The sequence below is a fragment of the uncultured Shimia sp. genome (genome assembly GCF_913054185.1).
Taxonomy (GTDB): domain Bacteria; phylum Pseudomonadota; class Alphaproteobacteria; order Rhodobacterales; family Rhodobacteraceae; genus Shimia.
The window spans coordinates 1-13,689 of sequence record NZ_CAJXIV010000106.1 but is presented as its reverse complement, the minus strand read 5'-3'; the positions used below and the strand labels follow the sequence as shown (position 1 = coordinate 13,689).

The 13,689-nt window shown below is 57.1% G+C and carries 16 protein-coding genes; 9 read left to right on the top strand and 7 right to left on the bottom strand.

The annotated features are described in order from the left end of the window. The 9 genes from QZ517_RS17425 to QZ517_RS17385 all read left to right on the top strand — a co-directional run. Nucleotides 1-570, top strand: a 570-nt coding sequence (locus QZ517_RS17425; RefSeq protein WP_294229398.1) for a cbb3-type cytochrome c oxidase subunit I, incomplete at its 5' end; no start/stop codon positions are given. Nucleotides 571-572: 2 nt separating this feature from the next. Next, nucleotides 573-1,379 carry a CbbQ/NirQ/NorQ/GpvN family protein gene (locus QZ517_RS17420; RefSeq protein ID WP_294229395.1) on the top strand — a complete coding sequence of 269 codons (807 nt, stop codon included), beginning with the start codon at nucleotides 573-575 and terminating at the stop codon, nucleotides 1,377-1,379. A gap of 104 nt (nucleotides 1,380-1,483) precedes the next feature. After that, nucleotides 1,484-3,427 (top strand): nitric oxide reductase D protein, encoded by a 1,944-nt coding sequence (locus QZ517_RS17415; RefSeq protein ID WP_294229394.1) that lies wholly within the window; start codon nucleotides 1,484-1,486, stop codon nucleotides 3,425-3,427. Continuing rightward, nucleotides 3,424-3,960 (top strand): cytochrome c oxidase subunit 3, encoded by a 537-nt coding sequence (locus QZ517_RS17410; RefSeq protein WP_294229392.1) that lies wholly within the window; start codon nucleotides 3,424-3,426, stop codon nucleotides 3,958-3,960. The genes QZ517_RS17415 and QZ517_RS17410 overlap by 4 nt, the downstream gene beginning before the upstream one ends. Then, on the top strand, nucleotides 3,960-4,220 hold the full coding sequence (locus tag QZ517_RS17405) for a cytochrome C oxidase subunit IV family protein (protein WP_294229390.1): 261 nt from the start codon (nucleotides 3,960-3,962) through the stop codon (nucleotides 4,218-4,220). Before QZ517_RS17410 ends, QZ517_RS17405 begins: the two co-directional genes overlap by 1 nt. Before the next feature lie 76 nt (nucleotides 4,221-4,296). After that, nucleotides 4,297-4,500 (top strand): hypothetical protein, encoded by a 204-nt coding sequence (locus tag QZ517_RS17400; protein ID WP_283424565.1) that lies wholly within the window; start codon nucleotides 4,297-4,299, stop codon nucleotides 4,498-4,500. A 5-nt stretch (nucleotides 4,501-4,505) separates the two neighbouring features. Further along, the gene (locus QZ517_RS17395; protein ID WP_294229385.1) at nucleotides 4,506-4,772 is read left to right on the top strand and encodes a hypothetical protein; all 267 of its coding nucleotides are present in this window, start codon (nucleotides 4,506-4,508) and stop codon (nucleotides 4,770-4,772) included. Nucleotides 4,773-5,351: 579 nt separating this feature from the next. Next, nucleotides 5,352-6,575: a 5-aminolevulinate synthase gene (gene hemA / locus QZ517_RS17390; RefSeq protein ID WP_294229382.1), complete on the top strand. Its 1,224-nt coding sequence runs from the start codon at nucleotides 5,352-5,354 to the stop codon at nucleotides 6,573-6,575. A gap of 21 nt (nucleotides 6,576-6,596) precedes the next feature. After that, the gene (locus QZ517_RS17385; protein ID WP_294229380.1) at nucleotides 6,597-7,100 is read left to right on the top strand and encodes a DUF2478 domain-containing protein; all 504 of its coding nucleotides are present in this window, start codon (nucleotides 6,597-6,599) and stop codon (nucleotides 7,098-7,100) included. 3 nt (nucleotides 7,101-7,103) lie between these two features. Here the strand turns inward: QZ517_RS17385 and QZ517_RS17380 are convergent, their stop codons facing one another. The 7 genes from QZ517_RS17380 to QZ517_RS17350 are packed head-to-tail and all read right to left on the bottom strand — an operon-like array spanning nucleotide 7,104 to nucleotide 13,636. Further along, complete coding sequence (locus tag QZ517_RS17380; RefSeq protein WP_294229377.1) at nucleotides 7,104-7,814, bottom strand: cobalamin biosynthesis protein CbiX; 711 nt, start codon at nucleotides 7,812-7,814, stop codon at nucleotides 7,104-7,106. Between the two features lie 22 nt (nucleotides 7,815-7,836). Further along, nucleotides 7,837-9,399 (bottom strand): cytochrome D1 domain-containing protein, encoded by a 1,563-nt coding sequence (locus tag QZ517_RS17375; RefSeq protein WP_294229374.1) that lies wholly within the window; start codon nucleotides 9,397-9,399, stop codon nucleotides 7,837-7,839. Next, nucleotides 9,374-10,588: a heme d1 biosynthesis radical SAM protein NirJ gene (gene nirJ, locus QZ517_RS17370; protein WP_294229371.1), complete on the bottom strand. Its 1,215-nt coding sequence runs from the start codon at nucleotides 10,586-10,588 to the stop codon at nucleotides 9,374-9,376. The genes QZ517_RS17375 and nirJ overlap by 26 nt, the downstream gene beginning before the upstream one ends. Nucleotides 10,589-10,590: 2 nt before the next feature. Then, on the bottom strand, nucleotides 10,591-11,079 hold the full coding sequence (locus QZ517_RS17365; protein WP_294229369.1) for an Lrp/AsnC family transcriptional regulator: 489 nt from the start codon (nucleotides 11,077-11,079) through the stop codon (nucleotides 10,591-10,593). Next, entirely contained in the window at nucleotides 11,076-11,528 is a 453-nt protein-coding gene (locus QZ517_RS17360) for an AsnC family transcriptional regulator (RefSeq protein ID WP_294229364.1), read from the bottom strand. Before QZ517_RS17360 ends, QZ517_RS17365 begins: the two co-directional genes overlap by 4 nt. After that, a complete protein-coding gene (locus QZ517_RS17355; RefSeq protein ID WP_294229361.1) occupies nucleotides 11,525-12,523 on the bottom strand; it encodes an AsnC family transcriptional regulator in 999 nt (332 codons plus the stop codon). The genes QZ517_RS17360 and QZ517_RS17355 overlap by 4 nt, the downstream gene beginning before the upstream one ends. A gap of 3 nt (nucleotides 12,524-12,526) precedes the next feature. Then, the gene (locus QZ517_RS17350) at nucleotides 12,527-13,636 is read right to left on the bottom strand and encodes a cytochrome D1 domain-containing protein (protein WP_294229400.1); all 1,110 of its coding nucleotides are present in this window, start codon (nucleotides 13,634-13,636) and stop codon (nucleotides 12,527-12,529) included. Between the last annotated feature and the right edge of the window lie 53 nt (nucleotides 13,637-13,689).

Below are 13,689 nucleotides of genomic sequence, written 5' to 3'. Positions count from 1 at the left end.
GAGGTGATCCCCTTCTTCGCAATGATGAGCTTCAGCTTTGTCATGGTGTGGAAAGGCAAACGTGACCACCCGAACAAAGCAGCACTGCTTTGGGCATTGGGTGCAGCCACCGTGGCCTTCTTTGGGGCGGGTGTCTGGGGCTTCCTGCACACGCTGCACGGTGTGAACTACTACACCCACGGCACACAGATCACCGCGGCCCACGGTCACTTGGCCTTCTATGGTGCCTATGTAGCTGTGAACCTGGCCATCTTCACCTACGCCTTCCCGATCCTGACCAACCGGGACCCCTACAATCAGGTGCTCAATATGGTGAGCTTCTGGCTGATGACCGGTGGGATGGCGTTCATGACCTTTGTCCTGACCTTTGCAGGCACCGTGCAAACCCACATGCAGCGGGTTCTGGGTGAAAACTTCATGGACATCCAAGAAGGTCTCAATCTGTTCTACCTGATGCGCTGGGGCTCCGGTCTCTGTGTTGTGGTGGGCGCTATCCTGTTCATCTATGCGCAGCTGGCCCCCCGCAAAGAAATCATCGCGTCCGGTACAACTGAAAGCGAAGGAGCCTGAGTATGGCTGCTGTTAAAAAAACCACGGAGGGGGCGAAAGCCCCCTTCTACTCACCCGTCTCTGATGAATGTGATGTCTTTGAAGCTGCTGAACGCCACGGGCTGCCACTGCTTCTGAAGGGGCCTACCGGCTGCGGTAAGACACGCTTTGTCGCCCATATGGCGGCCAAACTTGGCCGCCCACTTTATACCATTGCTTGCCACGACGACCTTTCTGCCGCTGACCTTGTGGGTCGCTACCTGCTGAAAGGCGGAGAAACCATTTGGGTGGATGGTCCTTTGACGCGCGCTGTGCGCGAAGGGGCGATCTGTTACCTGGATGAGGTTGTCGAAGCCCGCAAAGACGTGACTGTTGTGTTGCACCCGCTCACAGATGATCGTCGCATCCTGCCGCTGGACAAAACCGGCGAAGAAATCGAAGCCGCTCCGGGTTTTATGCTCGTGGCCAGCTACAACCCCGGCTATCAGAACATCCTGAAGACTCTGAAGCCGTCCACCCGTCAGCGTTTCTTGTCGATTGATTTTGATTTCCCAGCCCAAGATCGGGAAATTGACATTGTTGAGCACGAAACCGGGTTGGATAAAGATCGCGTCACCGCACTTGTCCGATTGGCCAATAAGCTGCGCGGTCTGAAGGGTCAGGATCTGGAAGAAGGCGTTTCTACCCGCCTGGTGATCTATTGTGCGACGTTGATTGCCGACGGCATGTCCGTTGAGCGCGCCATCCGCACCGCCATGATCGAGCCACTGACAGACGACGAAGACGTCAAACGTGGCCTGATGGATCTGGTCACTGCGATATACGGTTAAGCGTCCCTCTAGTTGCTTAACCGCCCTCGGCAGCGACCGGCCACCCAGAACGGTCGGTCGCTGTTTTTCTTTCCTGGACGTTACCTAATCACCCGAGGTGCCCCATGTCCGAACATGAATTCGATATTTTTGAGCCAGAAGAGACCGTTGGCAAGCTGTGGCATACCTTTGCCAGCCGACTGGACGCCCGCGACACCCATGAGGATGCCGCCGTGGCGCTGGAAGATGTTTCCGGCCGACTTGGTGTCTTTTTCCGTGGGCTTGGCGGCTCACATGGCGCTGAGATCAAACCCGCTACTTTGAAAGTGTCCAACCACCGCCTGTCATGGCGCCGCACGTTGGGCACGTGGCGTGAGCGCGAAGCCCGCCCAAGTTTTGATGGTGAGGCGTTGCGCCTTCCAGAGCACATCGCTGAATTCCCAGCCCGCGAAGCCAATGCGGCGCTGTATTTTTGGCTGGTGGCCTCGGTTGCCCACGCCCCTGAGCCTGTGAAAGAGGACGACCCGCTGCGCGCGGATCTTCGGGCACTGCAAGCCTCCATCGCCATGACGCAGGAGACACTGAAAGATTGCCCCGGCCTGCGCGGGTTTTATGAAACTCTTGTTGGCGCCTGCCGGTCACAACGGCCAACAACACAGCTCCCCAGATACGAAAAGGCCCTCGAAGCGGCGATCGATCATCTTTTGGGGGGACCGGAGCCAACAAACAGTCTGGCCGCCGAGTTCATAATGCTGATCCGCCAACCTGCAGCGTCGCTGGATACAATCACGGCGCCCCATGGATACCGTCCTTTTCAATCGATTCCAATGTGGCCGGATTTGCGACCAATGACAGAACGTGCAGCCGTGGACCGTCTGCCGGAAAGCGAAGAACAGGGCGAAGGTTCCGGCGAAGATTCTGAAGGCACCAAAGCGGCTCGCCGATCCGAAAGTGACCTTGCTGAACGGCGTGACAGCCTGATCCTGCACAAGTTTGAAGCCATCTTTAGCTGGGTTGAGAGCCTCAACATGAACCGGCGGGTTGAGGATGATGACGAAGACAATGCCCGTCGTGCGGCAGATGACCAGGATGAACTGGCACTGGGTCAGATTTCCAAAAAGACAGCCACACGCTTGAAGTTCCACCTCGATTTGTCGCCTGAGGATGCCGATCGGGAGCAGTTGTCCGGCAAACACATGTATCCGGAGTGGGATCACCGTAAGGGGGCCTACATCCCCAACCATGCGCGGGTATTGTCGAGTATTGCGGACGAAGTGGAAGCGTTGGAGCACGATTCGGCAGCAGAGCGGCGTATCCGTGCGGTGAAACGTCAGTTTGAAGCGCTGCGTCCAAAACGGGTGATCCTGCCACGTCAGCTTGATGGGGATGAATTGGACCTTGAGGCCGCAATTGCTGCCCAAGTAGAGTTGCGCGCCACGGGTCGGTCCAGTGACCGCGTGTATCGCGCCGCCAAAGTTATGGACCGTGATCTGGCAATTTCCGTGCTGATGGACATTTCCCGCTCCACTGAATCGGCCATCGGGGACCGTTCAGTGATCGAGGTGGAACGCGAAGCGTTGACCGCTTTGGCCTGGGGACTCAATGCCTGTGGTGACGACTTTGCCATCAACTGCTTTTCATCGCTCAAACGCGACCGGGTCTATGTGCAAACATGCAAAGAGTTTGATGAAACCATGAGCGCCAAAGTCGAAGCGCGGATTGGCGGGTTGAACCCTGCGTTTTATACCCGCCTCGGCGCGGCAGTGCGCCATGCGGCGGCTGGACTGGACGACCGGCCCAATTCCCGCCGCCTGCTGCTGGTGATCACCGATGGCAAACCCAATGATCTGGACCACTACGAAGGTCGTCACGGCATTGAGGACAGCCGTATGGCGGTGCGCGAGGCGCGCCGTCGTGGGCATGCAGTACATGGGGTTGTGGTCGATCAAAAAGGCCAGGGCTGGGTACAGCGAATTTTTGGCACGGACGGCTTCTCTGTGGTGCCGGACCCAACCCGCCTGACTGCAGCTTTGCCTGAAATCTATCGCCAGATCACAGGCGGCGCATGAGCGATCAGACCTCTGTGCTGGACGAGCTGCCTGGTGACTTGATGATCTGGGTGCTGATTGTGTCCGAACTTCTGGTGTTTGGCGCAGGGTTGTTGGCGTTTCTCGGCATGCGGGCGATGGATCCGGTTGGCTTTGCCGCTGATCAGGCGCAGCTCAACCGCGTGGCGGGGGCCGCCAATACAATCGTGCTGGTGACCAGCGGATACTGCGCGGCGAGGGCGGTGCATTCCGCCCGTCATATGAAAGCCTGGCTCACCAGGGCCATTGTCTTCGGGGTGGTATTTCTGGTCGTGAAGTGGCTCGAATACGCCGAAAAAACCCGTTTGGGCATTGGTATTGAGACCAGCGACTTCTTCACCTTTTACTACTTGCTCACAGGGTTTCACGCGCTGCATGTGGTGGCCGGTTTGGTGATCTTTGGCTTGCTGATGCGTTGGCACACGCCCCGCAATCTGGAGGCTGGCACCGCCTTTTGGCATATGGTCGACCTGATCTGGATCCTGCTCTTTCCCATCATCTATCTGGTGCACTGATGATCACAGTTCTGACCCGCGCCTGGCTGCTTTTGATTGCCTTTTCTTTTGCGACAACCGTGTTTGCCGGTGTGTTGCCGGAGGCTGGACCAATCTTTGTCGCCGCAGTGCTGGCCTTGGCTGGCGTCAAGTCACGTTTGATCCTGTCCGACTATCTTGGTCTGCGAAATGCGCCCACGTTTCAGCGCGGATTCACCCTGATCCTTGTCGGGTTCCTCAGCCTGGCAATGCTGCTGTACGCACTGCCCTCTGCAATGTGACCCCGCTTGATCATGGTCAAACCAAATTGGCACACGACTCGCTATTGTGGCCGCAGAACACAACAGGAGTCTTCTCATGAACAGGTTCCCTCTGGCCATTTTGGCTGGGGTTTTGGCCTCACCCGCCTTCGCCCACCACGATCACACCCCTCTGCGTGAGGCCGTCATCGACGGCCACTCCCATGCGGTTGGCGGCGCCACACTTTGGCTGGCAGGCGCCGTAATCGCCATGGTCCTCGCCCTCTATGCCGTGCAACGATCGGTCTTCCGCAAGAAATGAACACCATGACGCAACATAGAGACGGCAGATGGCCCCTTTGGGCGGTATCCTTGGTGATGTACCCGTTTGCCGCGGGGGCCGCCTATGTGAACCTGTTCTTCCTGTTTCTTTTGTTGCAGGCAATTGGCTTTGAGGTGATCTCCACCAAACAAGCGATCCTTGGCGGCATTGTACTGGGCATCCCGTTTGCCTGGATATCCGGCCGATGGATTCGCGGGCTGATTGATGAAGCCGAAGACGCTGCTGACAAAGACGCAGAAACCCGACACTGACGTGGCCACCTAGGCTGACCCATTCAGCCGCCCCTCCCTCCCCCGGATTGGTCACGATCCAGCAGACACCAGACCCACCCTCGGGTTTGGTGTTTTGCGTTTTGGAGACCTGTTTCCTCCCCCCAAATAGCTGCATATCACAAACATCATTTCCCCATATTTTTAAGGCTTTAGCCGAGAAAATTGCCCTGTCTTGACCGTTGTTAAGTGGCTGTAGTCCAAGCCATGTCACAACGAGGACAGGTTCACCCGGCAAGGGTATTCGCGTCCTCTTGTCCCTGTTATTGAATTCGGCCTCAGTGAATGTGTTGCCTCTGATCTTGGGTGAGGCCAGAGGCGGCAAGCATCACGCCCGGGCGTGTTTCGCCCACAGGCCAACCGCCTTGGTGTATGGACTTTTCATGCATGTCGGGGCCGAACGCTGTCTCTTGACCGGGCAGCAGGCGGTTGGTCTTCTTATCCCCTTCTCCAAAGCACTTTTGCGCCGCAACAAAAAGCGACACGCTTGACAAAGGTCATGCGAAAGCGCGGTGCAATACGGTTCAATAAGCCAACCCAGAATCTACCGGAGGATGTCCGATGGACTACCAGGCATATTTCACAACGCGTCTTGATGCCTTGCGTGACGACGGAAACTATCGCGTCTTTGCGGACCTTGCGCGCAAACGGGGCAACTTCCCGCGCGCCAACCACACTGGCGAAGACAGCAGTGGTGAAGTGACAATCTGGTGTTCAAACGACTACCTTGGCATGGGGCAAAACCCAGACGTTTTGACCGCCATGCACACCGCATTGGACACGGTTGGCGCGGGCGCAGGTGGCACGCGCAATATCTCCGGCACCACGCATGAACATGTGCTCTTGGAAGCGGAGCTGGCTGACTTGCACGGGAAAGAATCTGCTCTGCTCTTCACCTCCGGATACGTCTCTAACTGGGCGGCTTTGGGCACTTTGGCGAGCCAAATTCCCGGCTGCATCGTGTTCTCCGATGCCCTCAACCACGCGTCTATGATTGAGGGCATTCGCCATTCCAAGGCAGCGCGTGTGATCTGGAAACACAACGACCTGGAGGATCTTGAGGCCAAACTTGCGGCAGCAGATCCAAACGCACCCAAGCTCATTGCGTTTGAGAGTGTTTACTCCATGGACGGCGACATCGCCCCGATCAAAGAGATTTGTGATCTGGCCAATAAATACGGCGCCATGACTTATCTCGACGAAGTGCATGCGGTTGGCCTTTATGGGGCCCGTGGCGGCGGGATTGCCGAGCGCGAAGGGCTGATGGACCGGTTGACCGTGATTGAGGGCACATTGGGCAAAGCTTATGGCGTTGTTGGCGGCTATATCGCGGCCAGTGCCGAGCTTTGTGACTTTGTGCGCAGCTTTGCCAGCGGGTTTATTTTCACCACGGCCCTGCCACCAGCTGTCGCAGCAGGGGCACGTGCGTCGGTGCAGCATTTGAAACAGTCCAATGTCGAGCGCGACAGTCAGAAAGAGCGTGTTGCCAAAGTGCGCACAGGACTGGATGCCATGGGCATTCCGCACATTCCAAACCCATCGCACATCATTCCGGTGATGGTGGGGGATCCGGTGAAATGCAAGTTTATCTCCGACACGTTGATGCGGGATTATGGCGTCTACATTCAGCCAATCAATTACCCAACTGTGCCCAAAGGCACAGAACGGTTGCGCATCACACCATCGCCCGTGCACACCGATGCGGACATCGACCACCTGCTGCAGGCGCTTGAAGCGTTGTGGAGCCAGTGTGAAGTCGCGCGCGTGCCAATGGCGGCGCAATAGAGACTAATAAGGGAAAACGGGATGCGTATTGGCTATGTCTCCGCGCCCGGTCGCGGCGAAACCGACCGGCTAATTTCTGAGGCCGCGGCGACGTTGGAGGCGGAGGGATTTTGCCTCAACGGCATTGTGAAAGTCCTGCAAGACCAACCTGCAGGCAGCCATCACTGTGACATAGATGTGCGCGTGCTGTCCGATGGGCGCAGCATTCGCATCACGCAATCCCTTGGAAAAGACTCACAGGGGTGTCGCTTGAACCCGGAAGCGATCGCAGAAGCGGTGGCTGCGGTTGATCAAGCCGGAGTGACACGTGCCGACGCGTTTTTGCTCAATAAGTTTGGGCCAGAAGAAGCTGAGGGACGTGGGTTTCGGCACGCCATAGCAGATGCCTTAGAAAAAGGCATTCCAGTGCTTGTTGGGCTGGGTGCGGGTGAGGCCACGCGAAAAGGGTTTGAGGCGTTTGTTGGCGAGCTGGCGAACCCGGTGCCAGCGGATCTTGACGCTATATTGGGTTTTGTGCGCGGCTAAGTTTCAGGCTGCGCTGACCTGCGAATTATTGCCCAGTTCGGCCTGAATAGACTCTGCTATTCTCTGGCTCATTCCCGGCAGTCTGCTGATTGCAGGAAGAATTTCTCCGACAAACCCTGCACCTTTGAGCGCATCCCGCACATCGGACTGAACGTGATCGCCTTCCATTGCAAAAAACGGCAAACAAAGACCCGCGTCTGGCACCATTCGAGCAACATCACTTATCAGTGGTTCTTGCTCGATAAACCCAACATGCACCGGGTATCCCTCCAATGCATCGCTTAGGCGTTTGCCAAAATCCAAAGGCACTTGAGCTGGCGCCTTGCGACCACTTGCCGAGCCGTGCGCCACGAGGAGCAGCGGCCCTTTGCCAAACCCTGCAGTTGCCTGAAGCGCTTTGGCAGTGAGAGAGATCAGCGCATCGTCCATACCAAATGGCGTCATCACTTGAACAGGTGCCGCGCCGAGCCGCTTGGCAAGGTTGGATTTTACAAACCAACCCTCAGACATGAACAGCGGATAGATCAAGCCGCCCGGGCGCAACCTCTCCAATTGGTGCTCCAATTTTCCAGGTGCTGCGAGCGTTGCAGCACCAAGGGAACAGCTCGGTGCATGTGGCTCTATTTCGGCCAAAAAGGAGGCCAGTGCGCCCTCTGCCGCGTCTTGGGCTGAGGGCTGGCCGTGTGCAACAATAAGTGCATCAAGTTGTGACATCACTGGCTCCTTTTATGCTGGCTTAGTGACTGGTGCCTTCTTCGAAGGTGATCTTGTTCCAGACATTATATTTGCCAGAGGGTTTGTTCATAGGCAGGCGTTTAAGTTCTTCCAAGGTTTTGGCGTCATAAACAATCACCGCGCCATCATTTTCCCAAATCGACACCAGTGCGTGGCTGCCGTCTTTGGTGAACTCAACATGGGCAACAGTGGCGTCAGGCTCCGGCTGCAAGGTTTTTACGATCTCCAAAGTCTCCTTATCGATCACATGCATCTTATCCTTGTTGGGACCAAAAAACACATCGACCCAGACATAAGGCGAATTTTTGTGCGAGCGCATGAAGAATCCGGGACCCTCGGTCTTGATCTTCTTCACGGTCTGCCAGCTTTCCATATCGATCACCGACACCATACCATCTTTGAGGTGCGGCGTGGCCATGACGGTGGTGCCATTCCACTCCCAGGTGATACCCGAACCAAGGTGCGGCATGCCGGGAAGATCCAAATCAGCCTCTTTCTGGCCAATCACCAAGTCCATCACAAGCCCACCTTCGCCTTTGCGCGAGGCGCCCATGACGTATTCGTAAGACTGATCAAAGAAGAAATCATCCATGTAATCCGGCGTACTGATCTTGCGCACAGGGAAATCTGTCTCCTGCGGCACGGGCCCTTCGACGCGATAGTCATGCGCCAGGCCACCGGCAAAGATGTTTAAGTCCGGATATTTGGCATATGAGACTTCCCAAATTTCCGGCACATCTTTGAGCGCCAGAACAAAGCTTTCGCGCGGTGGCGCTTGGTAGACAGCAGCAATCCGGCTTGGGGTGCCGTCTTTGCCAACCACATCGTGTACCTCGGCCACGGACAGGTCTTCGGTCGACAAGATGGTCAATGTGTTGGGCAGGTAGTTGGCCACCGCCAGCCACTTGCCGTCCCCGGACATGGCAATATTGCGGCTGTTTAGGCCGGCGCGCACGCGGCCCACCTGTTTCAGCGCGTAGATGTCGTATTTCTGCACCCAGCCGTCACGCGACATGATGAAAACAAACTTGCCATCCGGCGTGAACTTCGGCCCGCCATGCACAGCAAATGGCGTAGCGAACCTATCTAGCACTTCAAAGGTGTCACCATCCAGAACCGAAACATGGTGATCGCCGGTTTCGACCACCAACGTGATGTTCATTGGATCGGAGGTCCAGACAGGCCCGTCCACCGGCGCGTAGTCTTCGTCCATCACACGAGATGCCATGATTTCCGCGTCACGCCAGGGTGGGATCACATCCAGTGGCGTTTTCAGATAGGCAGACAATTCGGCAATGGCTGCGTCATCCAGCTCGTTACTATAGCCTGGCATCTGAGTGGCTACACGCCCGTCACGGATCACTGCCTCAATCTTAGGCCCGCGCATGCGCTTAAGGGTCTCCGGGATCACCGCTGGCCCCTGGGCACCCAAACGATTGGCCCCGTGACAGTCAGCGCAAAGCTTTTCGTAGTCGGTAATAGGGTCAGCCTGCGCCGCAAATGGCAGACCCGCAACCACGGTTGCGAGCAGCGCGGCTTTAAAAGAACTGGTGTTTCGGGTCATTGCTTTTTCCTCGGAAGGGGGTGACTTCAAGACGGGCGGCATCGTCTATGCCGATCTCTTGGTTTGTGAGGTAGCAGGCCGGATCTTCGGCCCAAGGGTTGCCGGTCACTTGCAGAGCGCGAATGCGGGTGTTGCCACCACACACGTCTTTGATTGGACAGGCTCCGCAACGCCCTTCCAGTGGGCGCGGACGGGTGCGTAGCGTGGCGAGCATTTGGTCTTCGCCGGTCCATAGCTCAGAAAACGGCGTGGTTTTCACATTGCCCACAGTGTAGTCGGACCAATAGGTGTCCGGATGCACTTTGCCCAGGAAGTCGATATTGGCGACTCCCAGACCGGACGAGTTGCCACCCCATGCCACCAAGTGATCGCGTAGATTAGAGACTAAATCAGCTGAAAAGCGCTCTTTTGCCCACTGCAGGAAATATCCTGCATCGGCGTCATTGTTGCCGGTCACAATATCGAGTTCACGACCGCCATTGGCCGATTCCCAGGCACGCTCCAGCAACAGGTCCATGCCTTTGCGGGTCATCAAATGATGCGCATCTTCGCCGCGGTTTTTGTCTCCGCGCCCGGCGTACACAAGGTGGGAGAGGTAAAACTTGTCCACGCCTTCATCATCACACAGCTTCAACAAATCTGGCAAATGATGCTGTGTGCCCTCGGTCAGGCAGAAGCGCAGACCAACGCGCACATCGCGTTTCTTCAGCTCCCGCACACCACGCACAGCATCGTCAAACGCTCCGTCGACACCTCGGAACCAGTCGTTGGTTTCACCAATGCCGTCGATGGAAATGCCAACATAGTTGAACCCAATCTCCGCCACCTGGTCCGCAGTCTCCCCATGGATTTTGGTGCCGTTGGTCGAGAGCGCCAAAACGCGAGTCAGTTTGCGTGCCCGTTTGGCCAGGGGGAAGAGATATGGGCTGTCCAAAGGTTCGCCGCCAGACAGGATAATCGCAGGCACTTTGAACTGGCCAAGATCCTCAAGCGTTTCAAAAGCCTGCTCTTGGTTCAATTCGCCAGGGAAGTTCACATCGGCAGACACGGTGTAGCAGTGGCGGCATTTCAGATTACAACGCCGGGTCAGGTTCCAGATCACCACCGGCTTCACCGGGCCAGATCCGCGACGCTTGCGCACCGGGGTCGGATTGGCGAGCTGATGCATGTATTCGGTAAGACGGAACATGGTCAGTCTCCTTTCTTGCGCAACCGGAGGCCGGTCTTTTTCAAAATGCGCGTGGAATAGAGGGTGTCAGAAGCCCGCAAAGCATCGCCAAGGATCGCAACAATTTCCTGTCGCTTCTCTTCGACTTCCTCACGGGAAGAGCCGTGCACCATGGCAAAGAGATTGTAGGGCCAATCTGGCAGAGCACGTGGGCGTTCATAGCTGTGGGTTACAAATGGCAGCGCGCCAATCTTCGGGCCCACGTCATTCAGCACCGCATCATCCACGTCCCACACGGTCATGCCATTGGCGGTCATACCCAGCTTATAGTGGTTGGGCGCGGCCGCGATGCGGCGGATGGCGCCGCTTTCTTTCATCGCGGCAAGGCGGTCCGTGAGTTCGCTTTCTTCCAGATTCAGACTCTGTGCCACCTCAAGATAAGGTTGCGGCACCAAGGGCAGGCCACCTTGAAGAGCCTCGATAATGGCGCGATCTGTTGCATCGATGCTCATGCTGCCACCCTGAATCCAATGAAAAACTCTTGTAACTTGGGGAATTGATAGACTTGCAGGCCAGTCTCGCCTTCGATCTTATCAGCAGCCTCCTGAATCCCCTCTTTGGTGTCACACCCAAGCACAAACCACATGTTCAGCTTGTGGGAGCGCTCATAGTTGTGGGCAACCTCAAGATGCGCATTCACCAGATCATTGACCTCGTCAAAACAGTCCTCCGGCACTTCCATGGCACAGAGGCAAAATGCCCCGCCCATGCGCACCGCGTCAAAGAATGGGCCAAACCGGGTCAGCACCCCACTTTCCCGCATGGTTTTCACACGGGACAGCAACTCGTTCTCAGAGATGCCCAGGCTTTCGGCCAACGGCAGGAAAGGCCGGTTGGTCAGCGGCAGGTCATCCTGCAGCGCATTCACCAGCGCGCGGTCAATGTGATCTAGCTGGCTCATGCGGGCACCTCTTTGGCTTGGTCGATCACCGCGCCTTTTTGGCGGAAACAACGGGTGGAGAAGAGAACATCGTGGTCCACATCCTGCAGTTCAGAAAGCGCCTCGGCCTTGGCCAAAACGTCCATGGCATCTTCGCGCGATTGCGCGTGGATCATGCAGTAGAGGCGATAGGGCCACACATCCGGCACGGGGCGGCGCTCGTAACACAACGTGATGCCCGGCAGTGCGGCCAACTGTGTGCCCGCTGCTTTCACACGCTCCTGTGGCAGGTTCCACACCACCATGGCGTTAGATTTCCAGCCCAAGGTACGGTGCCGCACGATCACGCCAAGACGGGACAGAATGCCGGCGTCACTCAAGGCTACGACGCGGTCCATCACCTCCTCTTCCTTGCGGTGCAATTGATTGGCAATCACCGCGTAAGGCTCCGGGGCAAGAGGCATGCCAATGGACAGGATATTCATCAGCGCCTTGTCACCCTCCACAATTGCGGTGGGATCGGCTGTGCGTTTGGCGGGATGACAAATGGGCGCGCCGCCGGAGGTCATCTTAAAGCCAAGATCAATGTTGAACGGCTGCCGCAGGCGTAGATCCATCACCCGCAGGCCTGTGCGCTGTGCAATGCGGTCCAGCAGATCATCCACCGCGTCTCGATCCGATCCAGTGGCCACAAACCAGAGGTTCCAGTGGTTTTCCCGCTCATAGGAATGGTTGACGCCCGGTTCCTGATTGATGATGGCAGCCACTTCTTCCACACGGCCCGCCGGCGCGGCGACGGCCGCCAAAGTGGACGCAGACAGCGTGTTGGGCGCGCAGGTGGCGCCCACACGGGTGATACGGCCTTCGTTGCGCAGCGCGGTCAGACGCTCCAGCACGTCAGCCTCAGAAGTGCCCAAGCTCTTCGCCAGTTCAGCAAAAGGTTTGGACACAACCGGGAAATCGCGCTGCCAATCATCCAGCAGCTGGCGATCCAGGATATCAGCTACGTCTTGCATCGCTTAGAGCCCCGTCCGGTGCGCACGTGCGGTGAAGAAGATGCCCGACGGGCTGTCCGCGTCGATCTCGCGCAAGAGCTCAAACGTGTGGGTATCGTAGACTTTCACCTTGTTCTCATCCCGCACGCTGAGCCAGATTTCATGGCCACGCGGCGTGAACTCCATGTGCAGCACAGCAGGTCCGGGCTTGAATTCGTGTATGACCTCTTTGCTCACTGTGTCGATCACCTGAATGGTGTCGTTCATTGGATGGGCAAAATTCACCCAAACCTGACGACCATCAGGCCGCGCCATGGCAAAGACCGGCTGCGAATAGGTTTTGGTGCGCGCGGTCTCTTCCAGCGTGTTGGCGTCGATCCAGAGCACCTCATGGTGACCCACAGCTGGCAGGACAAATTCAGACCCTGTTAAAGCCCAACCTTCCAAATGCGGCATCTTATAAACCGGCATTTCTTCCTGCCCGCGGCCATAGTTTGGCAACACGCGGATGGGTTTGGGATCGTCTTCCCAAAGGTCCAGCGCGGTCAACCCGTCCTCACCAAACAAGCCAGTGATATAGGTGCGGCCATTGCCGGTGATCAGCGCGTCATAGGGGTTTTCGCCCATGTCGGGGATTTTGGTGATCGCCATCTCGGATCCCGACAGATCAGCAATCCAGGTCTCGCCCGTGTCCCACATCGTAAAGACGAACCGGCGCCCCGGTGCGTCCACGAGACCAATGGTTTTGCTGTCTGTCGGAATGTCTGCGACCAATTCCAGCGTGTCGGCATCAAAGATGCGCACACCGCCGGGTTCATAGTTGGAAACGGCCACCAGTTTGCCGTCATCTGAAATGGCGCCGCCAATGGAGTTCCCGGCCTGCACCACGCGGTTGGCAATCTTGCGCTCCACAATGTCGACCTTGGTCAAACCACCGTCGCGACCAAACACGTAGGCATAGCGCTCATCCGAGGAGTAGACCATCGAGGCGTGAGACAAATCGCCCAACCCTTCGATGCGCGCCAGTGAGGCGCGTTCCGATTGATCCACCAAAAGCACGGATCCGTTGGCGCGCTCGATGATCAGACCCAGATCGCCGGTGGCGATGGTTTCGGCAAAGGCGGCGGTGCCCATCGCGGCGGCCACGGCCAAGGCGGAAATCAGGCTTTTCATGGTGTCTGTCCTTT

What these genes read in the sequence shown, in the direction of transcription:
- QZ517_RS17410 (WP_294229392.1), top strand. Translation starts at nt 3,424, where the DNA reads ATGAGCGATCAGACCTCTGTGCTGGACGAGCTGCCTGGTGACTTGATG.
- QZ517_RS17395 (WP_294229385.1), top strand. Translation starts at nt 4,506, where the DNA reads ATGACGCAACATAGAGACGGCAGATGGCCCCTTTGGGCGGTATCCTTG.
- QZ517_RS17380 (WP_294229377.1), bottom strand. Translation starts at nt 7,814, where the DNA reads ATGTCACAACTTGATGCACTTATTGTTGCACACGGCCAGCCCTCAGCC.
- QZ517_RS17400 (WP_283424565.1), top strand. Translation starts at nt 4,297, where the DNA reads ATGAACAGGTTCCCTCTGGCCATTTTGGCTGGGGTTTTGGCCTCACCC.
- QZ517_RS17360 (WP_294229364.1), bottom strand. Translation starts at nt 11,528, where the DNA reads ATGAGCCAGCTAGATCACATTGACCGCGCGCTGGTGAATGCGCTGCAG.
- QZ517_RS17420 (WP_294229395.1), top strand. Translation starts at nt 573, where the DNA reads ATGGCTGCTGTTAAAAAAACCACGGAGGGGGCGAAAGCCCCCTTCTAC.
- QZ517_RS17405 (WP_294229390.1), top strand. Translation starts at nt 3,960, where the DNA reads ATGATCACAGTTCTGACCCGCGCCTGGCTGCTTTTGATTGCCTTTTCT.
- QZ517_RS17355 (WP_294229361.1), bottom strand. Translation starts at nt 12,523, where the DNA reads ATGCAAGACGTAGCTGATATCCTGGATCGCCAGCTGCTGGATGATTGG.
- QZ517_RS17385 (WP_294229380.1), top strand. Translation starts at nt 6,597, where the DNA reads ATGCGTATTGGCTATGTCTCCGCGCCCGGTCGCGGCGAAACCGACCGG.
- QZ517_RS17365 (WP_294229369.1), bottom strand. Translation starts at nt 11,079, where the DNA reads ATGAGCATCGATGCAACAGATCGCGCCATTATCGAGGCTCTTCAAGGT.
- QZ517_RS17415 (WP_294229394.1), top strand. Translation starts at nt 1,484, where the DNA reads ATGTCCGAACATGAATTCGATATTTTTGAGCCAGAAGAGACCGTTGGC.
- QZ517_RS17350 (WP_294229400.1), bottom strand. Translation starts at nt 13,636, where the DNA reads ATGGGCACCGCCGCCTTTGCCGAAACCATCGCCACCGGCGATCTGGGT.
- QZ517_RS17375 (WP_294229374.1), bottom strand. Translation starts at nt 9,399, where the DNA reads ATGACCCGAAACACCAGTTCTTTTAAAGCCGCGCTGCTCGCAACCGTG.
- nirJ (WP_294229371.1), bottom strand. Translation starts at nt 10,588, where the DNA reads ATGTTCCGTCTTACCGAATACATGCATCAGCTCGCCAATCCGACCCCG.
- hemA (WP_294229382.1), top strand. Translation starts at nt 5,352, where the DNA reads ATGGACTACCAGGCATATTTCACAACGCGTCTTGATGCCTTGCGTGAC.